The sequence below is a fragment of the Roseobacter cerffii genome, assembly GCF_054226325.1.
This window is the reverse complement of record NZ_CM135757.1, coordinates 2340491-2364067: the sequence shown is the minus strand read 5'-3', so window position 1 is coordinate 2364067 and position 23577 is coordinate 2340491. Positions and strand designations below refer to the sequence as shown.

Here is a 23577-nt window from a genome sequence, read left to right as displayed (position 1 = left end):
AATTGGACCTTGGGTCAAGGAAACGTGAAAATGATGCAGCCCTGCATCGGCCAAGTGAAATTATTTGTACTGATCACCGAATTGGCGAGATTTTGCCTAAAAATGCGCAAAAAGAAACGCTTCCCCTTTCAGGACTTGGTTAACAATCGAGGCTATGACATACCAATGTTGCATCTGGGGAAGAGATGACACCCCCGTGTAACATCACGGGCAAAGGCAGAATACGGGGCGAAGACCACATGACGACAGACATCTCATCGAGCATGTCTCGCCGCGCTCTTTTGGGCGCATTCGCGGCGACGGCAATCACGGCAGCACCAACATTCGCAAACGCGGCAGGCTTCCTGCGCGGCGGCGGTGACATCCGACGGATCAAGATGTATTCCGGGCGCACCGGCGAACGGATCGACATGATCTACTGGATCGAGGGCGAATACGTCCGCGATGCTGTCAAGGAAATCAATCACTTCATGCGTGACTGGCGCACCGACGGCGTCAAGTCGATGGACCTGCGCACGATCGACATCATGTCGGCGACGCACAACCTTCTGGACGCGAGCGAGCCTTACATGCTGCTCTCGGGTTATCGCAGCCCGCAGACCAACGCGATGTTGCGCTCGCGCAGCCGCGGTGTGGCCAAGAACTCGCTGCACATGAAAGGCCAGGCGGCGGACCTGCGGCTGTCGAGCCGGACGGTCGGCCAGGTGGCGCGTGCGGCGGCGGCGTGCCGGGGCGGTGGAGTTGGTAAATACTCGCGCTCCAATTTCGTGCATATGGACTGCGGCGTGGTGCGCACCTGGGGGCGCTGAGCCTGGGATTTGCAGCCTGATCTGCAGTGGGGAAAGCGGCCTTTCGGTCGCTTTTTTTGTTTCAATACGTTCTATTTTCCGCCGATTGCGCGGTACGTCTGGGCGGGCAGATCGCGCCAGACGCTGAAACCGCGACAAGATCGACGGGCGGGCATCAAGATCCAAGCGCGCAAATAAGTGCTTGAAGCGGAACCGGTTCCGGGGAGGAGAGGTTTGGTACGTTGCAACCCGCCCGTGTGCAGTGGGTTGCAACGCCCTTCCGGCTGTCCCAAGCGTTACGCACTTGAATTCTGATTCCGGATGCGAAAATGGAACTTCAAATGAGCAGCTAGTGAAAAGCAACCTGAGATACTCGTTACTCGAGTGCACGTAACTGTGCGCACGATATCCAACACCCACACTGTGCCACTTTATTGCCGCAATTGGCCCCGTGGGTAAATTCGTGTCATTACGTAGGTAAAATTACCTATGCCCGCGCCGGGCTCAGGTGCGCTCGAACAGCTTGGTGGTGATCGACAGATCGACCAGCTCGGCCACCGAATTCACCCGCATTTTCTCTAGAATGCGCGCGCGGTGGTGATCCACCGTGCGGGGGCTGATGTCGAGCTGGCGCGCCACGTCCTTGCTCGAGGCGCTGGACGGGTTGGAGACGAAAATCTCGGCGATCTCGCGCTCCCGGTCGGTGAGTTTTTCAAACCGCGCGCGGGCGTTGCGCGCCTTGTCCTGCCCCTTGCGGCGCTGGGTGTCGATCTTGAGCGCGGCGTCGACCTGTTTGATCAACGCCTCCTGGCGGAACGGTTTTTCGAGAAAGTCGATAGCGCCGAGCTTCATCGCCTGCACCGATTCCGGCACGCCACCGTGGCCGGTGACAAAGATGATCGGCAGCCCGTAGCCGCGCGTCACCAGCAGCTTTTGCAGCTCGAGCCCGGACATCTCGGGCATGCCGTAGTCCAGGATGAGACAGCCCGACTGATCCGGCTCATAGCCGTCGAGAAACTCCTGCGCCGATGAGAAGACGCGGGTCGCGTAACCGCGGGTCCGCAGCGCCCGGGACAGCGATGTCCGGATGTCCTCGTCATCATCCACGATGAAAATGCAAGGATCAGACGCTGAGTTCATTGCGCTTCTCTTTCACGGTCGTCGGCACCAGCGCAGGCACGGTAAAGCAGAACTGCGACCGGCCCTGCCCGTCTCGCTGGCACCAGAGTTTGCCGCCGTGCGAATCGATGATCGAGCGGCAGATGGACAGTCCCAGCCCCATACCGTCTTCTTTCGTGGTTTCAAACTGTTCGAAGAGATTGGCGGTGGGGTCGAACCCCGGCCCCGTGTCTGTGATCCGCACGGAGAGCCCGCCCTCGACGGTGTCGGCCTCGATCCAGACAAACCGCTGGTTTACATCGCTGTCGCTGATCGCCTCGATGGCGTTGCGCAGCAGGTTGAGCAAGACCTGGGCGATCTGCACCCGCGAGCCGTACACCGGCTCGAGCCCGTACGCCTGGGTGCGGATCGAGATGCCGTTGTCCTTGGCTTCGGAGCGGACCAGGTGCAGCGTCTGTTCCATCAACTCCTTGAAATCGAACGGGGCCTTCTCGACGCCGTCTTTCTTCACAAACCCGCGCAGCGCCTTGATGATGTCCCCGGCCCGATGCGCGTGGCGGTCGGTCTCTTCGAGGATGGTCTTGAGCTCTTCGGGGTCACAAGCGTTCTGTTTCAGCTGGAACAGCGCGCTGTCCATGTTCTGGGTGATCGCGAGCAGCGGCTGGTTCAGCTCGTGTGCGAGGCTTGTCGCCATTTGCCCCATCACGTTCACCCGGCTGGAATGCGACAGGTCGCGATTGAGGCGCTGGATCTTGCTCTCGGCGGCCTTGCGCTCGGTGATGTCATCGACCGTCATCACCGCGTGGCGCGAATTGCCTGCGTCATCGCGGATCACGATCACGTTCTCGCTGACCCAGATCGTGCTGCCATCTTTGCGGAGCAGCCGCTTTTCATGCAGGTATTCCGAGCGGTTGTGCGCGCCGGCCTCGAAGAAGAAACTGGCGACCTCGTCATCGGGGTGCGAGATGTCATGCACGGTGCGGCCGAGTATATCCGAGGCCTCATACCCCAGCATTTCGGCAAACTTGCTGTTCACCCGCATCAGCCGACCCGTCCCCTCCTCGACCTGCGCCATGCCGCGCGAGGCGAGATCGAAGGTGCGGCCAAACTCGGCTTCGGACTGCTTGCGCTCGGCGATCGCCTGCACCAGCGTTTCATTGGCGCGTTCCAGCTCGCGGTAGGTCTTGGGCAGCGGTTCGGAGGCCGAAATCTCGCCCTGCGACACCAGCGAGGAGCGCACCGCGAAGGCGCGCACGGGCTTGTGGATGAAATTGGCCAGCGCCAGCCCGAAGACGGCGGTGAAGAGCGCGATGGAGGCGGCGATCCAGACGTTCTGGGTGCGGTTGGCCGTGATTTCGCCGGTGAAATCCGCCTCGGGCGCATAGACGGCGATGGTCCAGGGCAGCGCCTCGCTGATCACCGGCATCAGCGTCGAGACATAGGTCGAGCCGCCGTGGTCGAACCGGCTGTAGATTTCACGGTCGACCGAGATGTCGTCATCCCCGCTCAGATTGCGGAAGGCGGCCTGGGCCACGGGGTCGCCGATCTCGTTAATGTTGACGAAGCGGAAGGTGCCATCAGCGTTGGCGGTGCTGATCAGATCCTGATTGGGGTGTGCAATAACATCGCCGTTTCGGTTCAGAATCAAGGCCTTGCCGCTGTCGCCGATGTTCAGGCGCGACAGGAATTCGGAGATCGATTCAATGCCGATATCGACGCCGACCACCCCCTGCAGCACGCCCTCGTCGTCAAAGACGGGCGAGGCCGCGGTGATGCCGGGCGTCTGCGAGGTGAAGAAGATGTAAGGGTCGGTCCAGATGCTGGCGAGCTTGTCGCGGGCACTCTGGTACCACAGGCGGCTGCGCGGATCGAAGGTGTCCTCGGGGTCCTGCCGGTATTCGACGGCGCCATAGCGGTTGTCGCGCCAGATCAGGTCGGTGTGGCGGCCCTCGTCATTCTGCCGGATGATCTTGGTACGGAACGGGCCGGGTCCGTTGCTCCGCATCACGTAGACGAAGTTGCCCGCCTCATCGCCATAGAAGAGCCCGGCGAATTGCGGCGAAATCTGCAGCTGCTGGAAGAGGAGCTTTTCCAGCTGTTGAAAATTGTCGCTGGCGATCACCTCGTTCTCGGCCAGCCGGGTGGCGAGCTCGGCCGCGCCCTTGGCCGGGGTCAGGAAGCCCTTGGAGTGTTCGATGGTATTGGTGCCCACATCGCTGAGCAGGCGGCGCGCATGCTCGAGCAGCACCTTCTCCGAGGTCAGGAAGGAAGAGAACACCACCACCGTCACGGCCAGGAACTGAAGGCCCGCCAGGCAGAGCGCCAGGATCATGCCAAGTGACAGCTTCATGCGCGGCGCTCCCGGTTGGGGCGCGTCTGGCTGAGCGGGGGGCAAATGCGTGACGGGGTCGACCTCTTTTGGTCGAACCGCTCTTTGCCCCCACAAAAACCGGATCGTCTCATTCTTCGTTGATGCACGCTGTCATCGTCTCCCCTTCCCGGCCATTGTCGCATAATTTCAGGATTGGGAAAGACGAAGCGCCTCAAACTGAGCAACAATTCGCTGGAGTGCGTCGATATCCGCGCGTGTCCAGCGCCGGGCGGTCTGGTCCGCGGCGCAGACCACACCGATCAATTCGCGTGCCGCACCACGCACAGGCGCCGCGATGAAGGTGCGCATCCGGTGGCCGGAGAGGATGTCGGCGCGCCGCACCAGCGGGTGGGCATAGATGTCGTCGATGGCAAGGCCGGTGTGCAGGGTGATGGCGTGGGTGGCGAGCTGCAGCGCCTGCCTGCGCTGGATATCTTCGGAGGTCTCTGCGGTGTCGCCCGCCGTGGCCGTGCCCAGCAGGGCCGTCATGTTGAAGAGGAACACATCGGGGGTGCCGAACCGGTCGGTGATGCGCTGTTTCAGCAGGCGTTCTTCAAACGCTGCGCGTCGGGCTTCAGTGGTGTCATCGTGTGCGACCGTGCCCGCCTGCGCGGAGCAGAGGGGGTCGCAGTGCCGGTCTGATGGTACCACCTGATCCGGTTTGATGCTGGTGTTCACATGCATCTCCCAAACGCAGCCTGTGTAAAGTGTGCCTGAAGTCCGCCGGTGCGAGAATACGCAGAATTGCCTAAGTAGAATTGCCTAGCCGGATGGGTGCCAGCGGCGCGTGGCATCAGATCTCCATCGACATGAAGCTCGATGCAAGCCGTGCGACAAGCGCATCATCGGTGCCGCCGATCAGCAGGTAATCATATCCGGCGCGGCTCCAGCGGGCGGCACTCAGCCCCTCCATCTGGCGCATTTGCGGGGCCGGGTCGTCGTTGCGGTCGGTGCGGATGATGCAGAGCGCCAGGGGCTCTCCGGTGCTCTTGGTGAAGGCCAGTTGCACCAGCGCGCGGCCCTCGAAGCTGAGCACCTGCGCGCGCTTGTATTGCGCCTCGGGGAACATTTCGAGCGTTTCGACGGGGATGGTCTTGCCGATGGCGGCGGCAACGCGGTCGAGCTCCCGCTGCTTGGTCGCGGCATCCTGGTCCACATGAGCGAGCGTGCCGGTGGAATAGAGCGCCTGGTAGGCGGCGACATATTCGGCCCAGCCCGGAGGGGCGTGCGTTGTGAGCCAGCTGCCCATGCCCAGCCCGATGGCCAGCGCGAGGGCCGTCGCGGTCACAAGGCTGCGCAGACCATAGCCCGGCGCGGTTTGCGACAGCGCGGCGAAATCGGGAACTGCGGCGGGGTCAGGTGTGATCTGGGCGAAGCTGTCGCGCAGCGCCGCCCGGTCGATCTGCAAGGCCGCGAGCCGCCGCTGCAAGGCTTCATCTGTCTCCAGCGCCTTGGCGATCTCGGCCACCGGTGCAAGATCATCCTCCCCATCCAGAAAGGCCGTCAGCTCTTCGTCGGTCACATATCTATCTTGCATCTGTCTTCACCTCATGCGTCCGAAACTTCGCACCCAGTGTGGCCCGGGCCGTGGCCAGCCGGCTCATCACCGTGCCAAGCGGAATGTCCAGGATCATCGCCGCGTCGCGGTAGGAGTAGCCCTCAATATAGACCAGCATCACGGTCTGTCGCTGCGCTTCGGGCAGGCGCAACACGCCCTGGCGGATTTCGCGGCCCAGCACCTCCTGTTCGGGGGTCTGGCCCGGGTCGGCGATGTCCGCCTCCTCCACCGCAATGAGCCCGCCGCCGCGTCGCACCGCGTCCTTGCGCATCTCGTTCACCCAGATGGTGTGGGTGATGCGAAAGAGCCAACGGTCGAGCCGGGTGCCGGGCTCGAATTGCGTGGCCTTTTCCATTGCCCGCAGACAGGCGGCCTGCGCCAGATCATCGGCCCGCTCGCGCGTGCCGGTGAGGCTCAGCGCATAGCGCCAGATGCGCGGAAAGACGGCCGGAAGCCCCGCCCGGACAACCGCACGGCGATCGGGTTTGGGCCACAGTGTCACGACAGGCTGCCCCGACCGGCAATGGAGATATGGCGGGCGGGCATTGCGGCTCAGTCCTGGCTTTCGGCCTCGATATAGGCAATCACATTGGCGATGTCGTCAGGGTCATTCAGGCCCCGGAACGCCATGCGGTTGCCGGGCACCACGTCGCGCGGGTTGGCCAGGAAGGCCGCGAGGGTCTCGACATCCCAAGTGAGATTGGCCTCTGCCAGAGCGCTGGAGTAGCGAAAGCCCTCCACCGCGCCCGAGGGGGCGCCGACGATGTTGTAAAGCGATGGCCCGACCCGGTTCCGACCGTCTTCGATGGTGTGGCAGGCCCTGCATTGATTGAAGACGGCCTCACCCGCCGAGGGATCTCCCTCGGCGAAGGCGGGCGTGGCAATGATGTTCAAGAGAACCAATCCGGTGTAGATCTGCTTCAGCATCCTTGCGCTCCTCTTTCCCGGGCCCGCCCGCCTTGCGCGGTGCACATTGGGGCGGCCAGATTACTTTTCAAAAACCATGCGGATCGTGACCGGTGTAACACGGGTGATGCTGTCCAGCGAGGCAAGCTCCATCAACTTGTCGACACCAGCAGTGATGCCCAGATCCTCGGTCGACAACATGATGAAATCCGCCGTGGTCACCAGGACGCGGTTGTCCGCAAGGCGCGCCACCAGCATCGGAGTTTCCACATCCGTCTCCAGCCCGGCAAAGGCCAGCGTGCCTTCGACATCCACCAGCGTGGTTGCGCCGACGTCCAGACCGTTCACGGCCTCCATATCCACTGCGCCGGTGAGCTTGGCGGTGGCTTTGCCCGCCTGGAACACATGTTCCATCATGCGCTCGTTGCGGATGTCGATGTTGGTCTCGACCGAGGCAAGATCGATGGTGACGGCGAGCTCGCCCGCCTCGCTCACGGTGCCGGAGACGCCGCTGAAGTGGTGGATTTCGCCGAACTCGTTCGACTTGATCGAGCCGAAGGCGACGCTCGAGTCCGCCTCAACCGACGTCCAAGTGGCGTGTCCCCCGGCAAGGGCGGTGGTGGCGCAGAGCGTGGCGGCCAGCGCGCAGGGTAGCAGTGATTCCATTCCGGTTTCCTCCCGATCTGTCAGGGACAACGGCGTCCCATATCAATCAACAGCTCAGCGCCGGAAACTATTCAGAAGTTTTTTTCGTCGCCCGTCAGGCGGTGGATACCGGAGCAATATCGGAGAGGATGGCGGACCCTAGAGGATTCGAACCTCTGGCCTCTGCCTTCGGAGGGCAGCGCTCTATCCAGCTGAGCTAAGGGTCCATCTGCGGGCGGTATAGCGGGCGGGCTGCGGCGCCGCAACGGCAAAAGATACAGCCCCTGCCCCGCTCGTCAGGCGAAGAGATCATGCGCGAGTTCCAGGGCCTCGACCAGCACGTCGACCTCGGCCTTGGTGTTGTAGAGCCCGAACGAGGCGCGGCAGCTTGCCGGGATGCCCATATGCTCCATCAGCGGGCCGACACAATGCTGGCCCGCGCGCACCGCCACGCCCTTCTTGTCAAGGATTGTCGAGATGTCATGGGCATGACCCGCGCCGTCCATCGTGAAGCTGAAAATCGCGCCCTTGTCGGGCGTCGTGCCCTGCACCTGAAGCCAGTTGAGGCCATTCAGCCGTTCGACCGTATAGTCGCGCAGGGTGTCTTCATGGGCGGCGATGTTGGTCATGCCAAGGCCCATCATGTATTCGAGCGCCACGCCGAGACCGATGGTCTGGACGATGCCCGGTGTGCCCGCTTCGAACTTCATCGGCGGGTCGTTGTAGATCACCCCGTCCTTGCTGACCTCCTTGATCATGTCGCCGCCGCCGATGAAGGGCTGCATCTCGGCCATGCGTTCGGCTTTGCAATAGATGGCGCCGGAGCCCGAGGGGCCATAGAGCTTGTGGCCGGTGATGGCGTAGAAATCCGGGTCGATGTCCTGCAGGTCCACTGGCTGGTGCACCGCCGCCTGGCTGCCATCGATCAGCACCGGCACACCGCGGGCATGGGCTTCGGCGCAGATGGTCTTCACATCGACGCGGGTGCCGAGCACATTCGACAGATGCGTGACGGCGATGAGCTTGGTCTTGGGCGTGATCGCGTCGATCACCGCCTGCGGGTCGAGGTAGCCGGTGCTGTCCACATCGACCCACTTCAGCACCACACCCTGCCGTTCGCGCAGGAAGTGCCAGGGCACGATATTGGCGTGATGCTCCATCACGCTGAGGATGATCTCATCGCCCGCCTGCATCCGCGGCATGGCCCAGCCATAGGCGACCATGTTGATGCCCTCGGTGGTGCCGGAGTTCAGCACGATCTCGTCTTCCGAGGCAGCATTGAGGAACTTTGCGATAACGCCACGCACGCTTTCATACTTCTCGGTCGCGACATTAGACAGATAGTGCAAGCCCCTGTGAACATTTGCATATTCATGGACATAGGCATTGGTGATCGCATCGATCACCACCTGCGGCTTCTGGGCCGAGGCGCCGTTGTCGAGATAGACCAGTGGTTTGCCGTTCACCTCGCGGCTAAGGATCGGGAAATCGCCCCGGATTTGTTCCACATCATACATTTGACGGTACCCCCATGGCGCCGACACCGATCATCGACAGAAGAATTGACAGGCCCAGTGACATGGCCAGCGCGCCCGCGATCAGCACGAAGAAGGCGCGCGTCAGCGAGTTGAGATGCAGCCCGACGCTGATGAAGTTCAGGAACACCCAGATCGTCGCCACGGCGACGAAGAGCACGAGGAAGCTGGCCAGGACGGGCACGAGCAGGACGGAAATGATGATGGCCACCTGCGCTGCGGCGCGCAACGTCTGCATCCAGACCAGCAGCGCGAGCAGATCGCTCATATCCTCGGCGCCGCCGATGGCGCGCCCGGCCCAGAAGAGCGCATGCACGGTGATGATGAAGCCGCCCGCGATGATCATGAAGAGCGTGAAGGGGTTGGCCACCATCGCCGAGAGCGGGTCGGGCACCGGGATCACGATGTTCGACAAGGTCGACATGAAGGTGCTGACAATCGCGATGAGGGCGGCGGCCATCCAGAGCACGCCGCGCGGGATTTGCCAGCTCATGATTTCCGCCGCGGCGGACTTGGGGTCGCGCAGGGTCTGCAGGGCAAGCTGCGGCCAGCTGATGGTTGCGGGGATCATGCCGGGGCTCTTTCCGCCGCGATCAGCCCGCTGATCCAGAACCAGCCGAAGACAAGAAACCACCCAAGTCCGACGACCTGAAGTTCCAGCCCCGGGCCGATGAACCCGGCGATCAGACCCCAGAGCAGCATCAGCGGCGAGGACGCAAGCAGCGCCCAGAAGAGCGCCAGCCGCGCGCCGTAGTGGCTGCCCTTGCCACGGAAAATCTTGGCGATCAGGTGGCTCAGCGCGGCGAGGCAATAGAGCGCCAGCGGTGCGATGAAAATCCACGCCATCAGCGAGGCGCCCAGCAACATGTTCAACTCGTCTCCGTTCAGATGCGCCTCGCGCGCAAGGCGCGGCAATTGCGCGATGAAGACGATCATGCAGCCTGCCATCAGATAGGCAAGGGCACGGTCTTCCCGCTGCCCAAGGGCCAGCAACCCGCGCAAAGTTTTGCCCGGGTTGCGATAGGTTGCCGTGATATTGCGTGTGACCGCCATCAGCTGCGATGCCGCTCCAGCCAGGCGGCAAGGCGCCCGTTGATCTCTTCGCGCAGGTCCTCGTCCTCGATCTCTTCCACCGCTTCGGCAAGGAAGGCAAGCGTCAGAAGGTCGGTGGCCGGTGCTTCCGGCACCCCGCGCGAGCGCAGGTAAAAGAGCGCGTCCTCGTCGATGGCCCCGGAGGTGGAGCCATGCGAGCAGGCCACGTCATCGGCATAGATTTCCAACTCGGGCTTGGCGAGGAACTGGCTGTCTTCATCCAGGAGCAACGACTGGCTGATCTGGTAGCCATCGGTTTTCTGCGCGTCTTTCTTCACCAGGATCTTGCCCTGGAAGACGCCCGTCGCACCGTTGCGCAGCACCTTCTTGAAGACCTGGCGGCTCTCGCAGCCCACCGCATCATGGGTGATGAAGACTGTGTCGTCATGGTGGAAATCGCCATCACCGACACAAGCGCCCGCCACATGGGCAACCGCATCATCACCGGTCAGCTCGATCACGCATTCATTGCGCGTCAGCACGCCGTTTGCGGTCAGCGTGAAGGATTTGAACACCGATTCCGTGCCAAGCCGCGCAAAGATATGCGTGGCCGCGCGGCGTTCATGGTCCCGCCCCTGCGCGCGGACGTGGTGGAACGTGGCGCCGTCGGCGACCTCGACTTCCATGCATTTGTTGAAGCGCGCCGCCGCCGGGCCGTTTTCCAGAACGGTGACTTCGGCGCCCGGGTCGAGCTTGATCACGTGGTGCAGGATCGCATCCGAGGTCTCGGACCGGTGGTGATAGGTCAGGTTGATCGGCTTCGAGGGCTTGCCGGTCACATGGATCAACACGCCGTCCGTGGCAAAGGCCGTGTTCAGTGCGGCCAACGGGCGCTGCACCGGGTCCTGCCCTTTTGCCTCGAGCGTTCCGTAGAGATCGCGCGCCCAGTGGATGTCGGCGGTGGCGTCGGCCAGACGGTCGATGCGCACGCCTTCAAGGCTCAGATCATCCGAGGCCTCGGCGTCGAAGACACCATCCACAAAGACGATGTTCAGACGGTCCATCTCGCCAAAAATCGGCGCCTCGTCATTGTCGAAGAGCGCGGCAGGCACGGCGCCGGGCTGAGTGAGCGTGTCGGGACGGGTATACTTCCAATACTCATCGCGCCGTTCGGGCAGGCCCATCTGGCGCACCCGGGCGAGCGCATCGCTGCGCGCCGCTTCGGACCAGCCGCCCGTCGGCAGGCTCAGCTCCGCCAGTCGCGCGTCCGTGGTCGACAGGGTTTCTGCTGCGTCGCCCATCACGCCACCTCTGCCAGGATGTCGCCGTAGCCGTTGTTCTCGACTTCGAGCGCCAGTTCCGGACCGCCGGATTTCACGATCTTGCCGTCTGCCATGATGTGCACGACGTCGGGTTTGATGTGATCGAGCAGGCGCTGGTAGTGGGTGATCACGAGGAACCCGCGCCCTTCGTTGCGCAGCGCGTTCACACCTTCTGAGACCAGCTTCATCGCGTCCACATCGAGACCGGAATCGGTCTCATCGAGGATGCACATCTTTGGCTCCAGCATCGCCATCTGCAGGATTTCATTGCGCTTTTTCTCGCCACCGGAGAAGCCGACATTGACCGGGCGCTTGAGCATCTCGGCATCGATCTTCAACTCCTTGGCGCGCGCGCGGATCAGCTTGAGGAACTCTGCGGCGGAGACTTCCTCTTCACCGCGCGCCTTGCGCTGTGCGTTCACCGCTGTGCGTAGGAAGGTCATGTTGCCGACGCCGGGGATTTCGACAGGGTATTGGAAGGCGAGAAAGAGGCCCGCGGCGGCGCGCTCTTCCGGCTCCATCTCGAGGATGTCTTCGCCTTCCAGCACCGCCTCGCCATCGGTCACCTCATAGCCGTCCTTGCCCGAGAGCACATAGGACAGCGTCGATTTGCCCGAGCCGTTTGGGCCCATGATCGCGTGCACCTTGCCCGCCTCGATCTCCAGATCGACACCTTTGAGGATCTGCTTGTCTTCTTCTTCCAGCTTCACGTGCAGGTTCTTGATGCTCAGCATATGTCTTGTCCTTCTCCTCGGCTCCGCCTCGGGCGGAATGTCCAATTTGTCAATGTGTTACGTGCGTTTCTTCAGGTGATCACCACGGCCGTGCCGGAGACCGAGACCATCAGCATGGAATCCCCGATCACCTCATAGTCGAGGTCGATCCCCACCACCGCATTGGCGCCCACGGCCGCAGCGCGGTCTTCGATTTCCGCCATCGCTTCGTCGCGCGCGTCTTTCAGTTTGCTCTCATAGGCGCCGGAGCGCCCGCCGATCACATCCGTCACGGACGCAAAGAAATCGCGCACGATATTCGCGCCCATGATCGCCTCACCCACGACGATGCCCTTGTAGGCGGCGATCGGGTGACCTTCGACGGTGTTGGTGGTGGTCAGGATCATCTTGGTTTGTCCTCAGTGCCCCTCGTGGCCGCATTTGGCGCAGATATCATCCTGCACCTTTGCCCGTTGCAGGATTGACACCAGCCGCAGGGTCAGCGCGCTCCAGCAGAGGAACAGCACGAAGCCCAGCAGGATTTCAAAGCGCTCCGCATATTTCGCGATGAACCAGCCGTCCTCGACCATCTCCTCAACGATCTCATCGTGCCCCATGGAGAGCAGAAACACGAAGAGATGCCCAAGAATGAGCAGAGTGAGTTCCCGTGTCTCCGGCAACAACCGGCCGGGGTTGCCAAGCCGCACGCGGAGGCCGTGCTCGTTGTGTGGTGCGTCGAGGGCCATCAGGAGCTCGACTTCGCTGCTGAACCGGCGGCAAACGCATCTCGCGCGATATTTTTGCCCATAGTCGATTTTCCCACGATAATACCTTTGTAAACAGCGATATCTCGACCCTCGACGCCGTTTTTCGTAGTCAGGATCATTCGGCACCCCCGACTGCTAGTCCCACCACAGCCAACGTAAGTATGCTGGTCCAAACAGCCATTCCACCTGGCGTAGTGCTCGCAGAAAGATACCGTTCCTGCGAACTCAAAAACTGTGTCCCGGCATGATAGGTCAAGAAAGAATAGGCACCCCAGAGCCACGCTAACGCGATTGGGCCGAAAAACATTGCAGATCCAAAAGCTATGTCTGGAAATCTAGTTCCGGCGAAAGAGCAAAGCCCTGCACTTACTCCGAAGAGCACTGCGACAGACTTTGATCTAAGCACGGCCCCGACCCGGTCCACTAGACTAACCTCAGCAACTGCAGAGATCACCCAACCGACCCCTCCAACGAAATCGCAACCAACTGCTGCGCTTCCATGGCGAACTCCATGGGCAGCGCCTGCAGCACGTCCTTGCAGAAACCGTTGACCACGAGGGCCACCGCCTCTTCCTCGTCCATCCCGCGTGAGCGGCAGTAGAACAGCTGGTCGTCATCGACCTTGGAAGTGGTCGCCTCATGCTCGACGCGGGAGGAGTTGTTCTTCACCTCGATATACGGCACCGTATGGGCGCCACAGTCACCGCCGATCAGCAGGCTGTCGCATTGCGTATAGTTGCGTGAATCTTTCGCCTTCGGGTGCATCGACACGAGCCCGCGATAGGTGTTCTGCGCCTTGCCCGCCGAGATGCCCTTGGAAACGATCCGTGACTTCGTGCGCTTGCCCAGATGCACCATCTTGGTGCCGGTATCGGCCTGCTGCATGTTGTTGGCGATGGCGATGGAATAGAATTCGCCTTGCGTGTCATCCCCACGCAGAATGCACGACGGGTACTTCCAGGTCACGGCGGAACCAGTCTCGACCTGCGTCCACATCACCTTGGCCCGGTCACCCCGGCAATCGGCGCGCTTGGTCACGAAGTTGTAGATGCCGCCCTTGCCGTTCTCGTCACCCGGGAACCAGTTCTGCACGGTGGAATACTTCACCTCTGCGTCTTCCTCGACGATGATCTCGACGACCGCCGCGTGCAGCTGTGCGATGTCGCGTTGCGGTGCGGTGCAGCCTTCGAGGTAACTCACGTAAGAACCCTTGTCGGCTATGATCAGCGTGCGCTCGAACTGGCCGGTGTTCTCTGCATTGATGCGGAAATAGGTCGACAGCTCCATTGGGCAGCGCACGCCCGGCGGCACATAGACGAAGGACCCATCCGAGAAGACGGCGGAGTTCAGCGTCGCATAGTAGTTGTCCGACACCGGTACGACGGAGCCGAGGTACTTCTTCACCAGCTCGGGATGCTCTTGGATCGCTTCGGAGATCGAGCAGAAGATCACGCCCGCTTTCTTCAGTTCGTCCTGGAAGGTCGTGCCCACGGAGACAGAGTCGAACACCGCATCGACGGCCACCTTGCGCGGCGCATCGCCCAGCTCTTCTGCGCCCTCGACACCGGCGAGGATCATCTGCTCCTTCAGCGGAATGCCCAACTTGTCGTAGGTCGCTAGCAGCTTCGGGTCGACCTCATCAAGCGACTTGGGCTTGACCTCCATCGACTTCGGGCGCGCGTAGTAATATTGGTCCTGGAAATCGATCTCCGGGTAGTCGACCATCGCCCATTTCGGCTCTTTCTTCTGCAACCAGCGCTCGTAGGCCGCGAGCCGCCATTCGGTCATCCATTCCGGCTCTTCGTTCTTCTCGGAGATCAGGCGCACGATATCTGGAGAGAGGCCCTTCGGCGCATACTCCATCTCGATATCCGTCGACCAGCCGTATTTATACTTGCCGCCAACCTCGCGGACCGCATCCACGGTTTCCTGATCCACGCCCTCTTTGACGCGGATGTCTTCAGCGGTCGACTGATCAAAAGCTGCCATTTTTCCCTCCAAAACTCACGCCGCGCGGGCGCGAAATTTACGTTCCTGTGCAAGCCAGGCGTCGGCGAACCGCAGCACGTCCTGCTCTGTTGTCTCCAATCCCAGCGACACCCGGATGGCGCTGCTGGCGGTCTCGTCGTCGTATCCCATGGCCCGAAGGACCGTGCTGGCGCGCACCTTGCCACTGGAGCAGGCCGAGCCTGCGCTGATGGCAAATCCTGCCAGATCCATCTGCATCACCTGGGTCTCGCCCTTCCAGCCGGGCGTGGCGAAGCAGGAGGTGTTCGGCAGGCGGTTTGCACCTTTCCCGACAAAAATAGTCTCCTTCGTCTCCCCTGCAAGGGTGTTTTCTAGAATCTTTCTAAGTTTTGCGACCGCATCCCAGCGACCGGCCGCTACATCTCGTGCCGCCGCCTCCGCCGCGGCCCCAAATCCGGCAATGCCAATGACGTTCTCGGTGCCCGAGCGCCGCCCCATCTCCTGACCGCCACCGCGGATGCGGGCCTTCACATCAAGCCCGTGTTTCACGATCAAGGCGCCCACGCCCTTGGGCCCGCCGAGCTTGTGCGCGGAGGCCATCGCGAAGTCGGCGCCCGACTGGGCGAAGGAGAACGGCACCTTGCCAAGCGCCTGCACCGCATCCACCAGCACCAGCACATCGCGTTTCAACGCCCAGAGCGCCTGTGCATGAGGCATGGTGTTTTGCAGCACGCCGGTCTCACTGTTGGCGGCCTGCATGGCGACCACATCGTCCCAGATCTTTTCCTCGAAGCCCGCGCCCTGCGTCGTGCCGGTGAGCACGCCATCGGCGTCCACATCGAGCAGATGCGTGAGGTCCACGCCGTCGCGCTGCACCCAGGACAGCACCGAGTCATGCTCGATGCCCGCGCTCGATACAATGGCAAACTCGGGGATCGCAAGGCTCGCCGCCTCGGTGGCGCCTGAGGTGAAGACAACCTCTCCGGGGCTGCAGCCGACCAGATCGGCCACCTGCGCCCGCGCGCGTTCGACCAGCGCCTTGGCGGCCCGCCCCTCGCCATGCACGGAAGAGGGGTTGCCCACCACATCCATCGCCGCGATCATCGCAGCGCGCGCCTCCGGCCTTAAAGGCGCCGTCGCATTATGGTCAAGGTAAACGCGGCGCATGCCCTTCACCCTTCTCCAAATACTCCGGGGGAGGCGCGCAGCGCCGGGGGCAGCGCCCCCTCATTCGTCCACAACTGCAAAGAGGCTGGGCACCGCCGGGCACGGCGCAAGCTCGTTGGCCACCACATCCGAGAGCCGCGTCTGGTGCAGGAACACGTAGACATGCGCCGAGAGCCCTTCCCACAGGCGGTTGGTCAGCGATTGCGCGCGGCTGCCGGAGGCGCCGCCCGAAGCCCCTGCCCCCTTGTGCATCGCATCCACCGTTTCATCGACCGCAGCCAGCACATCCGCGACGCGGATGTCTGATGACGGGCGCGCAAGGCGATAGCCACCGCCCGGCCCGCGCACCGAGGTCACCAGCTCGGCGCGGCGCAGCTTCACGAAGAGCTGTTCGAGATACGGCAGAGAGATTGACTGTCGTTCGGCAATCTCGCTGAGCGTGATCAGGCTGCCCTCGGGCTGCAGCGCAATATCGGCCAGTGCCACCATCGCATAGCGCCCCTTCGTCGACAATTTCATGCCCGAGACCCTCCGGCAGCAGGTCAGACCCGCAATGATTGACGTCAGCTCATTAAAAGCCTAAGTCGAGATTTCGCACTCCGACACGCGCAGTGCGCACGATTTAGAACCGTTCTAAAGAGCCTGAGCGAAGCCGTCAAGATTTCACGCCTGGCCCTTGGAACATTGTTACAGGGACACACATGCCCGAGGTCATTTTTCCCGGACCCGAAGGCCGCCTCGAAGGCCGCTACCACCCCCAGAAAGAGCGCGACGCGCCAATTGCCATCATCCTGCACCCGCACCCGCAATTCGGCGGGACCATGAACCACGTGATCGTGCACCGGATGCATTACGCCTTCTATAATATGGGCTTCACCGTGCTGCGGTTCAATTTCCGCGGGGTCGGGCGCAGCCAGGGGGAATATGACCAGGGGATCGGCGAGCTGTCTGACGCGGCATCCGCGCTCGATTACTTGCAGTCGATGAATAACAATTCCAAGCACTGCTGGGTAGCCGGTTTTTCCTTCGGGGCCTGGATCGGCATGCAGCTTCTGATGCGGCGGCCCGAGATCACCGGCTTCATCTCGGTGGCGCCACCGGCGAATATGTACGACTTCTCCTTCCTCGCGCCCTGCCCGGCCTCTGGGTTGATCATCAACGGCACCGCCGACCGCGTGGCGCCGCCCAGCGACACGGAATCGCTGGTCTCCAAGCTGCATGAGCAGAAGGGCATCACGATCACGCATGAACAGGTGGAAGGCGCGGGGCATTTCTTTGAAGAGCCGCATCTGGAGACACTGATCGACACGACGACGGCCTATGTGAAGCGGCGGCTGACAGAAACATCGAGGTAACCCCATGGGCATTGTCGAAGACGTCGCGGACGAACTGGCGCTGGAAAGCCTCAAGATCATCAACGCAACGGGCGACGATGCCTTTGTGCAGCGGATTGCCGATACCATCGGTGGCTCGTCGCAGACCATGGAAGAGGCGTACCTCACCGCAGTCCGCGTGCGCCGAGCCGAGCAGCGGGCGCGCGAGCTTCTGAAATCGCTCAAGGATGAGATGGCGCGCACGCTGGAGCCGCCCAAGGATGGCTGACCGGATCGCGGCGCAGGTCGCCTTTCTGAACGAGGCAGACCGGCTGAAGACGGTTCTGCGCGCCTCGCGGCTGCACGACGACAGCCGCTTTGAAAACTCCGCCGAGCATTCGTGGCACGTGATGCTGCATGCGCTGGTGCTGGCCGAACACGCGCCGGAGGGGGTGTCGACCACCCGCGTGCTGCGCATGCTGCTGTTGCACGATATCGTGGAGATCGATGCGGGCGACACGCCGATCCATGGCGATGTCGATCATGCCGCACAGGAGGCGGCGGAACAGGCCGCCGCGGATCGGCTCTTTGGTCTGCTGCCTTCCGATCAGGGAGCCGCCTACCGTGCGCTCTGGGACGAGTTCGAAGCGGCCGAGACCCCGGACGCGCAATTCGCCAAGGCCATCGACCGCCTGACTACCCCGCTGGCCAACATGGAAAACGGTGGTGGGTCGTGGACGGACTATAATGTCACGCTCGACAATCTCGATGCCCGTGTCGGCAGCCCGATGCAGCGTGGGGCGCCCCGGATCTGGGCCTGGCTGCGCCCGCAGCTGGCAGCCTGGTTTCAGGCGCGGGCGGGCTGATCCCCACGGGGCCCATCCTGACCGGCCACGCGAGGATTGCGGTGAAGGCGGCGAATTGGTGCAGAAAGCGTCGGTATACATCTGTATACCATCTTTCCAACTGAGACGAACTGCGCTAAACCGCGCGCGAATTGACTCGAACCCCGAAACAGGAGAACCCCATGACCAAGATCAAGGTGGACAACCCGGTCGTCGAACTCGACGGCGATGAGATGACCCGCATCATCTGGGATTTCATCAAGAAGAAACTCATTCTGCCTTATCTGGATGTGGACCTGAAGTACTATGACCTCGGCATCGAGGCGCGCGACGAGACCGACGACCAGATCACCGTGGATGCGGCCAATGCGATCAAGGAATACGGCGTCGGCGTGAAATGCGCGACCATCACGCCCGATGAGGCGCGCGTCGAGGAGTTTGGGCTCAAGCAGATGTGGCGCTCGCCCAATGGGACGATCCGCAACATCCTCGGCGGTGTGGTCTTCCGCCAGCCGATCATCTGCAAGAACGTGCCGCGCCTCGTGCCGGGCTGGACCCAGCCGATCGTGATCGGTCGCCACGCCTTTGGGGATCAGTACCGCGCGACGGACATGAAATTCCCCGGGCCGGGCAAGCTGACCCTGAAGTTCGAGGGTGAAGACGGCACCGTGGACGAGCGCGAAGTGTTCAACGCGCCGTCGGCGGGCATCTACATGGGCATGTACAACCTCGACAACTCCATCATCGACTTTGCCCGCGCCTCGATGAATTACGGTCTGAATCTTGGCTGGCCAGTGTATCTGTCGACCAAGAACACGATCCTCAAGCAATATGATGGCCGCTTCCTGGAGCTGTTCCAGAAGGTGTACGAGGAAGAGTTCGAAGAGAAGTTCAAGGCCAAGGGCATCATCTACGAACACCGCCTGATCGATGATATGGTCGCCTGTGCGATGAAGTGGAACGGTGGCTTTGTCTGGGCCTGTAAGAACTATGACGGGGATGTGCAGTCCGACACCGTGGCGCAGGGCTTTGGCTCGCTGGGGCTGATGACCTCGCAGCTGATGACGCCCGATGGCAAGATCGTCGAAGCAGAGGCCGCGCACGGTACGGTGACGCGTCACTATCGCCAGCACCAGAAAGGTGAAGAGACCTCGACCAACTCCATCGCGTCAATCTACGCCTGGACCGGGGGTCTCAAGCACCGCGCCAAGCTCGACGACAACGCGCCGCTGATGAACTTTGCGGAAACGCTGGAGAAAGTCATCGTGGAGACGGTGGAAAGCGGCTTCATGACCAAGGATCTCGCGCTGCTGGTCGGCCCGGACCAGAAGTGGCTGACCACCATGGGGTTCCTCGAAAAAGTCGACGAGAACCTGAACAAGGCGCTGGCTGGCTAAACGGCGTCCGGCAGCCTGGCGCTGCCCAAGTTTTTGGCAGTGGCGCGCCCCGAGCGCGCCCTGCCCCTCCCGTCCCGGGTCAACCTGTGGACATGCCCGAGACGCGCAAGCTATGCGCGGCACATGCAGGTCTCCTCTCAAGATCCGAAGAAGCACACGCGCTGGGAAGATATCCAGGGCCTTGGGCTGGGCATCTTCCTGTGCAGCCTCGGGGTGCATGTGCTCACCTCCGTGGGGCTGATCACCGGGCAGACCGCCGGGCTCGCAGTGATCGCCTCCTACCTCACCGGATATTCCTTTGGGGTGATGTTCTTCCTGATCAACCTGCCGTTCTACGCGCTGGCCTACCGGCGGTTGGGGCTGGAGTTTACGGTGAAATCGCTGATCTCGGTCACGCTGATGTCTCTGGTCACCGAGGCACTGCCGCTTGGCATGCAGTTCGAGATGCTGGACCCGGCCCTGGGAGCGGTGAGCTTTGGCGCGCTGGTGGGCATCGGCCTGCTGGCGATGTTCCGGCACAACGGCTCCATGGGTGGTTTGGGGGTCGTGGCGCTGCTGGTGCAAGACACCACGGGGTTCAAGGCGGGCTGGGTGCAGCTCATCGCGGACGCGGTGATTTTCGGGGCGGCCTTCTGGCTCTTCCCCACGCCGGTGGTGCTCTATTCCCTGTTGGGGGCCGTGGTGCTGAACCTCGTGATCACCTTCAACCATCGGCGGGACCGTTACATCGCCACCTGAGCGGGCTCAGTGTCGGTTTTCGATCCGGTGATGCAGCTTGCGCACGATCTGGCCTGCTGTCTTTTCAAAGAGGCATGGGATCAGCGCATGCACCAGTGCCGCGCCGCCCGCAGCCAGCAGGAGGCCGGCAAAACCCAGTGCGAAGCGCATGTGCTGGAAAAAGCTTTCGTTCACGGTTGACGGATGATCGAGAAAGATGCGTTGAAACATGGGGCTGCCTCCTGTGATGGTGCAGCCTATCTATCGCGATCATGCTGTGATAGTGTCCCAAAATGTCACATAGCCGCGATTGACTGTGAGACAATGTCGCATCAGTATGACGTTTATGGTGACAATTGATGATATCGACCGGCGACTCCTCATCCATTTGCAACGTGACGCCAGCATGGCCTTGGATGCGCTCGGTCAGGCGGTGAACCTCAGCCGCAACGCCTGCTGGCGGCGGATCAAGGCGCTGGAGAAGGCCGGAGTGATCACGCGGCGAGTCACGGTGCTGGACCCGGACAAGCTGGGCCTCGGGCTCACGGTGTTCATCATGATCCGGACCAACGCACATGCGCCCGATTGGCTTGAGCGCTTTCGCAAGGCCACCCGCGCCTTGCCCGAGATCCTCGGCGTTTACCGGATGAGCGGGGATCTGGATTATCTGGTGCGCGCGCAGGTCGCGGATATGGCCGATTATGACCGGCTCTACCAGGCGCTGATCGCGCGGGTGCCGCTGTCGGATGTCTCGGCCAGCTTCGTGATGGAGCAGATCAAGGACACGTCTGAACTGCCGCTTTGAAAGGTTGGCCATGCCCCTGCACTACCTCTATCTGATCGCGGCCGTGGTGGCCGAGACGATTGGCACCACCGCGCTGCAGGCCTCGGCTCAGTTCAGCCGGTTCTGGCCTTCGGTGCTCGTGGTGCTGGCCTATGGCGTGTCGTTCTACCTGCTGGCGCTGACGCTGCGGTTCATGCCGGTGGGTGTGGTCTATGCCATCTGGTCCGGGCTCGGGATCATCTGCATAGCCCTGATCGGTTTTGTCATCTTCGGACAGCGGCTCGATCTGCCCGCGGTCATCGGGCTGGGGCTGATCATTTCCGGCATCCTGGTGATCCATCTTCTGTCGGGCACCATTTCGCATTAACCGCATCGCTGCACAGCAGCGATTTCCCCTAGCATTCTGGCCGATGGCGCGGTATGCGCCCCACAACATGCGTGCCGCGGCGCGTTTCTCCCCAGTTCAAAGGCGCATCTCATGGACCTGCGTAACATCGCAATCATCGCTCACGTTGACCACGGCAAGACCACGCTGGTGGATGAATTGCTCAAGCAATCGGGCACCTTCCGGGAAAATCAGGCGACGGCGGAGCGCGCCATGGACAGCAATGACCTGGAGCGCGAGCGGGGCATCACCATCCTGGCCAAGGCGACCAGCGTCGAATGGAAGGGCACGCGGATCAACATTGTGGACACGCCCGGCCACGCCGATTTCGGCGGTGAGGTGGAGCGCATTCTGAGCATGGTGGACGGCGTTGTGCTGCTCGTTGATGCGGCGGAAGGGCCGATGCCACAGACGAAGTTCGTGACCTCCAAGGCGCTGGCGCTCGGGCTGCGCCCGATCGTGGTGCTGAACAAGGTGGACAAACCCGATGCCGAGCCCGACCGGGCGCTGGATGAATGCTTTGATCTCTTTGCCAATCTCGGCGCCGATGACGACCAGCTGGATTTCCCGGCGATGTACGCCTCGGGCCGCAACGGTTGGGCGGATATGGAGCTGGACGGCCCGCGCGAGGATCTCTCCGCGCTCTTCGATCTGATCGTGGACCATGTGCCCGGGCCGTCGCAGGTGGCACAGCGCGAGGAGCCCTTCCGCATGCTGGCCACGACCCTCGGTGCGGATCCGTTCATCGGGCGTATCCTGACGGGGCGCGTCGAGTCCGGCACGTTGAAGGCCGGGGAGACGGTGAAGGCGCTGTCACGCGATGGCACGCTGGTCGAGAACTTCCGCGTGACCAAGATCCTCGCGTTCCGGGGGCTGACGCAGCAGCCGATTGATCTGGCCGAAGCGGGTGACATTGTGAGCCTCGCCGGGATGGCGAAGGCGACCGTGGCGGATAGCATCGTCGCGCCGCAGGTCACAGAGGCCCTGCCCGCGCAGCCGATCGACCCGCCCACCATCACTGTGACCTTCGGCATCAACGACAGCCCGCTCGCAGGCCGCGATGGCAAGAAGGTGCAGTCGCGTGTCATCCGCGAGCGGCTGATGAAGGAGGCCGAGAGCAATGTGGCGATCAAGGTTTCTGACACGCCCGGGGGTGAGGCCTTCGAGGTTGCGGGGCGCGGCGAATTGCAGATGGGCGTGCTGATCGAGAACATGCGCCGCGAGGGGTTCGAGCTATCGATTTCCCGTCCGCAGGTGCTCTTTCGCGAGATCGATGGCGTGCGCCACGAGCCCATCGAGGAAGCCACCATTGACGTGGATGACGAGTATTCCGGTGCCGTGATTGAGAAAATCACCGGGGTGCGCCGCGGTGAGCTCGTGGAGATGAAACCGGCGGGTGCGGGCAAGACCCGGATCGTGGCGCATGTGCCGTCGCGCGGCCTCATCGGCTATCACGGCGAGTTCCTGACCGACACGCGCGGCACCGGTGTCTTGAACCGCGTGTTCCATGACTGGGCCCCGCACAAGGGGCCCATTCCGGGGCGGCGAGCAGGTGTGCTGATCTCGATGGAGAACGGTGCGTCGGTGGCGTACGCGCTGTGGAACCTCGAAGAGCGGGGCAAGATGATGATCGGGGCGCAGACGGATGTTTACACCGGCATGATCATCGGTGAGCACAGCCGGGAAAACGATCTGGAAGTGAACCCGCTCAAGGGTAAGAAGCTGACAAACGTGCGGGCCTCGGGTTCGGATGAGGCGGTGCGGCTGACCACCCCGATGACGCTGTCACTGGAAGAGGCGATTGCCTATATCGACGATGATGAGCTGGTCGAGGTGACACCAAACGCTGTGCGGTTGCGCAAGCGGTATCTGGATCCGCATGAACGCAAGCGCATGGCGAAGGCAGGCTGACGCTTCGGATTCGAGTATTTCCGGAAGGGTGAAGAACCGGTGCTTATTCGCTGGTCTCGATGATCATCAGCTCGCGTTCAGAGGCATCGCGCGCGTGGTTTAAGGCACGTTGATAGATCTCTGAATTATAGCATTTTTCTGCGGTCTCGACGTCAGGGAAGCGGGCGACCACATTGCGGGGCCGTGCCTGGCCCTCCAACTGGACGAACCGCCCGCCGCGGGCGATGAAATGGCCGCCGTGTGCCGCAATCGCCTCGGTGGCGAGGGCCGCGTATTTGCCGTAGGCTTCTTCGTCCGTGACGGTGACATGTGCGATCCAGAGTGCGCCCATTGG

At 62.2% G+C, this 23577-nt stretch carries 29 protein-coding genes and 1 tRNA gene; 9 read left to right on the top strand and 21 right to left on the bottom strand.

From position 1 onward, the window contains the following. The first annotated feature begins 239 nt into the window (after positions 1–239). Entirely contained in the window at positions 240–809 is a 570-nt protein-coding gene (locus ACVC7O_RS11440) for a YcbK family protein (RefSeq protein ID WP_458322261.1), read from the top strand. A gap of 483 nt (positions 810–1292) precedes the next feature. Here ACVC7O_RS11440 and ACVC7O_RS11435 read toward each other — a convergent pair whose 3' ends face one another. The 19 genes from ACVC7O_RS11435 to iscR form a co-directional block, all read right to left on the bottom strand. Beyond that, the gene (locus ACVC7O_RS11435) at positions 1293–1928 is read right to left on the bottom strand and encodes a response regulator transcription factor (RefSeq protein ID WP_458322260.1); all 636 of its coding nucleotides are present in this window, start codon (positions 1926–1928) and stop codon (positions 1293–1295) included. After that, positions 1912–4257 (bottom strand): cache domain-containing protein, encoded by a 2346-nt coding sequence (locus ACVC7O_RS11430; RefSeq protein ID WP_458322259.1) that lies wholly within the window; start codon positions 4255–4257, stop codon positions 1912–1914. Before ACVC7O_RS11430 ends, ACVC7O_RS11435 begins: the two co-directional genes overlap by 17 nt. 168 nt (positions 4258–4425) lie before the next feature. Beyond that, entirely contained in the window at positions 4426–4956 is a 531-nt protein-coding gene (locus ACVC7O_RS11425) for a GAF domain-containing protein (protein ID WP_458322258.1), read from the bottom strand. 115 nt (positions 4957–5071) lie between these two features. Beyond that, entirely contained in the window at positions 5072–5815 is a 744-nt protein-coding gene (locus tag ACVC7O_RS11420) for an anti-sigma factor family protein (protein ID WP_458322257.1), read from the bottom strand. Then, positions 5805–6338: an RNA polymerase sigma factor gene (locus ACVC7O_RS11415; RefSeq protein ID WP_458322256.1), complete on the bottom strand. Its 534-nt coding sequence runs from the start codon at positions 6336–6338 to the stop codon at positions 5805–5807. The genes ACVC7O_RS11420 and ACVC7O_RS11415 overlap by 11 nt, the downstream gene beginning before the upstream one ends. Positions 6339–6388: 50 nt before the next feature. Then, positions 6389–6763 (bottom strand): c-type cytochrome, encoded by a 375-nt coding sequence (locus ACVC7O_RS11410; RefSeq protein WP_458322255.1) that lies wholly within the window; start codon positions 6761–6763, stop codon positions 6389–6391. A gap of 60 nt (positions 6764–6823) precedes the next feature. Continuing rightward, positions 6824–7408 (bottom strand): YceI family protein, encoded by a 585-nt coding sequence (locus tag ACVC7O_RS11405; RefSeq protein ID WP_458322254.1) that lies wholly within the window; start codon positions 7406–7408, stop codon positions 6824–6826. 129 nt (positions 7409–7537) lie between these two features. After that, positions 7538–7614: transfer RNA gene (locus tag ACVC7O_RS11400), tRNA-Arg, on the bottom strand. Positions 7615–7683: 69 nt separating this feature from the next. Further along, the gene (locus tag ACVC7O_RS11395; protein WP_458322253.1) at positions 7684–8904 is read right to left on the bottom strand and encodes a cysteine desulfurase; all 1221 of its coding nucleotides are present in this window, start codon (positions 8902–8904) and stop codon (positions 7684–7686) included. Next, positions 8897–9493, bottom strand: coding sequence for a YIP1 family protein (locus ACVC7O_RS11390; protein WP_458322252.1), 597 nt, complete (start codon positions 9491–9493; stop codon positions 8897–8899). Before ACVC7O_RS11390 ends, ACVC7O_RS11395 begins: the two co-directional genes overlap by 8 nt. Continuing rightward, complete coding sequence (locus ACVC7O_RS11385) at positions 9490–9975, bottom strand: YIP1 family protein (protein WP_458322251.1); 486 nt, start codon at positions 9973–9975, stop codon at positions 9490–9492. Before ACVC7O_RS11385 ends, ACVC7O_RS11390 begins: the two co-directional genes overlap by 4 nt. Continuing rightward, the gene (sufD, locus tag ACVC7O_RS11380) at positions 9975–11255 is read right to left on the bottom strand and encodes a Fe-S cluster assembly protein SufD (protein ID WP_458322250.1); all 1281 of its coding nucleotides are present in this window, start codon (positions 11253–11255) and stop codon (positions 9975–9977) included. The genes ACVC7O_RS11385 and sufD overlap by 1 nt, the downstream gene beginning before the upstream one ends. Continuing rightward, a complete protein-coding gene (sufC, locus tag ACVC7O_RS11375) occupies positions 11255–12010 on the bottom strand; it encodes a Fe-S cluster assembly ATPase SufC (protein WP_458322249.1) in 756 nt (251 codons plus the stop codon). The genes sufD and sufC overlap by 1 nt, the downstream gene beginning before the upstream one ends. Positions 12011–12081: 71 nt before the next feature. After that, a complete protein-coding gene (locus ACVC7O_RS11370; protein WP_458322248.1) occupies positions 12082–12396 on the bottom strand; it encodes a heavy metal-binding domain-containing protein in 315 nt (104 codons plus the stop codon). A gap of 12 nt (positions 12397–12408) precedes the next feature. Then, positions 12409–12735 carry a hypothetical protein gene (locus ACVC7O_RS11365; RefSeq protein WP_458322247.1) on the bottom strand — a complete coding sequence of 109 codons (327 nt, stop codon included), beginning with the start codon at positions 12733–12735 and terminating at the stop codon, positions 12409–12411. Continuing rightward, positions 12735–12875: a heavy metal-binding domain-containing protein gene (locus ACVC7O_RS11360; protein WP_458322246.1), complete on the bottom strand. Its 141-nt coding sequence runs from the start codon at positions 12873–12875 to the stop codon at positions 12735–12737. The genes ACVC7O_RS11365 and ACVC7O_RS11360 overlap by 1 nt, the downstream gene beginning before the upstream one ends. Positions 12876–13206: 331 nt before the next feature. Continuing rightward, positions 13207–14745: a Fe-S cluster assembly protein SufB gene (gene sufB / locus ACVC7O_RS11355; protein WP_458322245.1), complete on the bottom strand. Its 1539-nt coding sequence runs from the start codon at positions 14743–14745 to the stop codon at positions 13207–13209. A gap of 15 nt (positions 14746–14760) precedes the next feature. Beyond that, complete coding sequence (locus tag ACVC7O_RS11350; RefSeq protein ID WP_458322244.1) at positions 14761–15891, bottom strand: cysteine desulfurase family protein; 1131 nt, start codon at positions 15889–15891, stop codon at positions 14761–14763. Between the two features lie 60 nt (positions 15892–15951). Further along, complete coding sequence (iscR, locus tag ACVC7O_RS11345) at positions 15952–16410, bottom strand: Fe-S cluster assembly transcriptional regulator IscR (protein ID WP_458322243.1); 459 nt, start codon at positions 16408–16410, stop codon at positions 15952–15954. A gap of 182 nt (positions 16411–16592) precedes the next feature. Here iscR and ACVC7O_RS11340 point away from each other — a divergent pair, with 182 nt between their 5' ends. From ACVC7O_RS11340 to ACVC7O_RS11320, 5 genes are all read left to right on the top strand, one after another. Then, positions 16593–17246 (top strand): alpha/beta hydrolase, encoded by a 654-nt coding sequence (locus ACVC7O_RS11340; RefSeq protein ID WP_458322242.1) that lies wholly within the window; start codon positions 16593–16595, stop codon positions 17244–17246. A 4-nt stretch (positions 17247–17250) separates the two neighbouring features. Continuing rightward, positions 17251–17493 carry a hypothetical protein gene (locus tag ACVC7O_RS11335; protein WP_458322241.1) on the top strand — a complete coding sequence of 81 codons (243 nt, stop codon included), beginning with the start codon at positions 17251–17253 and terminating at the stop codon, positions 17491–17493. Beyond that, entirely contained in the window at positions 17486–18070 is a 585-nt protein-coding gene (locus tag ACVC7O_RS11330; protein ID WP_458322240.1) for an HD domain-containing protein, read from the top strand. The genes ACVC7O_RS11335 and ACVC7O_RS11330 overlap by 8 nt, the downstream gene beginning before the upstream one ends. 161 nt (positions 18071–18231) lie before the next feature. Next, positions 18232–19446 carry an NADP-dependent isocitrate dehydrogenase gene (locus ACVC7O_RS11325; RefSeq protein ID WP_458322239.1) on the top strand — a complete coding sequence of 405 codons (1215 nt, stop codon included), beginning with the start codon at positions 18232–18234 and terminating at the stop codon, positions 19444–19446. A gap of 123 nt (positions 19447–19569) precedes the next feature. Next, entirely contained in the window at positions 19570–20184 is a 615-nt protein-coding gene (locus ACVC7O_RS11320) for a YitT family protein (RefSeq protein ID WP_458322238.1), read from the top strand. 6 nt (positions 20185–20190) lie between these two features. Here the strand turns inward: ACVC7O_RS11320 and ACVC7O_RS11315 are convergent, their stop codons facing one another. After that, positions 20191–20394, bottom strand: a complete 204-nt coding sequence (locus ACVC7O_RS11315; protein WP_458322237.1) for a DUF6356 family protein — start codon at positions 20392–20394, stop codon at positions 20191–20193. Between the two features lie 115 nt (positions 20395–20509). On the opposite strand from ACVC7O_RS11315, the gene ACVC7O_RS11310 reads away from it, so the two are divergent. The 3 genes from ACVC7O_RS11310 (at position 20510) to typA (ending at position 23243) form a co-directional block, all read left to right on the top strand. Then, positions 20510–20968 carry an Lrp/AsnC family transcriptional regulator gene (locus tag ACVC7O_RS11310; protein WP_458326082.1) on the top strand — a complete coding sequence of 153 codons (459 nt, stop codon included), beginning with the start codon at positions 20510–20512 and terminating at the stop codon, positions 20966–20968. Positions 20969–20978: 10 nt separating this feature from the next. Then, on the top strand, positions 20979–21314 hold the full coding sequence (locus ACVC7O_RS11305; protein ID WP_458322236.1) for a DMT family transporter: 336 nt from the start codon (positions 20979–20981) through the stop codon (positions 21312–21314). Between the two features lie 111 nt (positions 21315–21425). Beyond that, positions 21426–23243: a translational GTPase TypA gene (gene typA / locus ACVC7O_RS11300; protein ID WP_458322235.1), complete on the top strand. Its 1818-nt coding sequence runs from the start codon at positions 21426–21428 to the stop codon at positions 23241–23243. A gap of 43 nt (positions 23244–23286) precedes the next feature. Here typA and ACVC7O_RS11295 read toward each other — a convergent pair whose 3' ends face one another. Further along, positions 23287–23574: a DUF1330 domain-containing protein gene (locus ACVC7O_RS11295; RefSeq protein ID WP_458322234.1), complete on the bottom strand. Its 288-nt coding sequence runs from the start codon at positions 23572–23574 to the stop codon at positions 23287–23289. Between the last annotated feature and the right edge of the window lie 3 nt (positions 23575–23577).

What these genes read in the sequence shown, in the direction of transcription:
- ACVC7O_RS11440 (WP_458322261.1), top strand. Translation starts at nt 240, where the DNA reads ATGACGACAGACATCTCATCGAGCATGTCTCGCCGCGCTCTTTTGGGC.
- ACVC7O_RS11435 (WP_458322260.1), bottom strand. Translation starts at nt 1,928, where the DNA reads ATGAACTCAGCGTCTGATCCTTGCATTTTCATCGTGGATGATGACGAG.
- ACVC7O_RS11430 (WP_458322259.1), bottom strand. Translation starts at nt 4,257, where the DNA reads ATGAAGCTGTCACTTGGCATGATCCTGGCGCTCTGCCTGGCGGGCCTT.
- ACVC7O_RS11420 (WP_458322257.1), bottom strand. Translation starts at nt 5,815, where the DNA reads ATGCAAGATAGATATGTGACCGACGAAGAGCTGACGGCCTTTCTGGAT.
- ACVC7O_RS11410 (WP_458322255.1), bottom strand. Translation starts at nt 6,763, where the DNA reads ATGCTGAAGCAGATCTACACCGGATTGGTTCTCTTGAACATCATTGCC.
- ACVC7O_RS11405 (WP_458322254.1), bottom strand. Translation starts at nt 7,408, where the DNA reads ATGGAATCACTGCTACCCTGCGCGCTGGCCGCCACGCTCTGCGCCACC.
- ACVC7O_RS11395 (WP_458322253.1), bottom strand. Translation starts at nt 8,904, where the DNA reads ATGTATGATGTGGAACAAATCCGGGGCGATTTCCCGATCCTTAGCCGC.
- ACVC7O_RS11390 (WP_458322252.1), bottom strand. Translation starts at nt 9,493, where the DNA reads ATGATCCCCGCAACCATCAGCTGGCCGCAGCTTGCCCTGCAGACCCTG.
- ACVC7O_RS11385 (WP_458322251.1), bottom strand. Translation starts at nt 9,975, where the DNA reads ATGGCGGTCACACGCAATATCACGGCAACCTATCGCAACCCGGGCAAA.
- sufD (WP_458322250.1), bottom strand. Translation starts at nt 11,255, where the DNA reads ATGGGCGACGCAGCAGAAACCCTGTCGACCACGGACGCGCGACTGGCG.
- sufC (WP_458322249.1), bottom strand. Translation starts at nt 12,010, where the DNA reads ATGCTGAGCATCAAGAACCTGCACGTGAAGCTGGAAGAAGAAGACAAG.
- ACVC7O_RS11370 (WP_458322248.1), bottom strand. Translation starts at nt 12,396, where the DNA reads ATGATCCTGACCACCACCAACACCGTCGAAGGTCACCCGATCGCCGCC.
- ACVC7O_RS11365 (WP_458322247.1), bottom strand. Translation starts at nt 12,735, where the DNA reads ATGGCCCTCGACGCACCACACAACGAGCACGGCCTCCGCGTGCGGCTT.
- ACVC7O_RS11360 (WP_458322246.1), bottom strand. Translation starts at nt 12,875, where the DNA reads ATGATCCTGACTACGAAAAACGGCGTCGAGGGTCGAGATATCGCTGTT.
- sufB (WP_458322245.1), bottom strand. Translation starts at nt 14,745, where the DNA reads ATGGCAGCTTTTGATCAGTCGACCGCTGAAGACATCCGCGTCAAAGAG.
- ACVC7O_RS11350 (WP_458322244.1), bottom strand. Translation starts at nt 15,891, where the DNA reads ATGCGCCGCGTTTACCTTGACCATAATGCGACGGCGCCTTTAAGGCCG.
- iscR (WP_458322243.1), bottom strand. Translation starts at nt 16,410, where the DNA reads ATGAAATTGTCGACGAAGGGGCGCTATGCGATGGTGGCACTGGCCGAT.
- ACVC7O_RS11340 (WP_458322242.1), top strand. Translation starts at nt 16,593, where the DNA reads ATGCCCGAGGTCATTTTTCCCGGACCCGAAGGCCGCCTCGAAGGCCGC.
- ACVC7O_RS11335 (WP_458322241.1), top strand. Translation starts at nt 17,251, where the DNA reads ATGGGCATTGTCGAAGACGTCGCGGACGAACTGGCGCTGGAAAGCCTC.
- ACVC7O_RS11330 (WP_458322240.1), top strand. Translation starts at nt 17,486, where the DNA reads ATGGCTGACCGGATCGCGGCGCAGGTCGCCTTTCTGAACGAGGCAGAC.
- ACVC7O_RS11325 (WP_458322239.1), top strand. Translation starts at nt 18,232, where the DNA reads ATGACCAAGATCAAGGTGGACAACCCGGTCGTCGAACTCGACGGCGAT.
- ACVC7O_RS11320 (WP_458322238.1), top strand. Translation starts at nt 19,570, where the DNA reads ATGCAGGTCTCCTCTCAAGATCCGAAGAAGCACACGCGCTGGGAAGAT.
- ACVC7O_RS11315 (WP_458322237.1), bottom strand. Translation starts at nt 20,394, where the DNA reads ATGTTTCAACGCATCTTTCTCGATCATCCGTCAACCGTGAACGAAAGC.
- ACVC7O_RS11310 (WP_458326082.1), top strand. Translation starts at nt 20,510, where the DNA reads ATGGTGACAATTGATGATATCGACCGGCGACTCCTCATCCATTTGCAA.
- ACVC7O_RS11305 (WP_458322236.1), top strand. Translation starts at nt 20,979, where the DNA reads ATGCCCCTGCACTACCTCTATCTGATCGCGGCCGTGGTGGCCGAGACG.
- typA (WP_458322235.1), top strand. Translation starts at nt 21,426, where the DNA reads ATGGACCTGCGTAACATCGCAATCATCGCTCACGTTGACCACGGCAAG.
- ACVC7O_RS11295 (WP_458322234.1), bottom strand. Translation starts at nt 23,574, where the DNA reads ATGGGCGCACTCTGGATCGCACATGTCACCGTCACGGACGAAGAAGCC.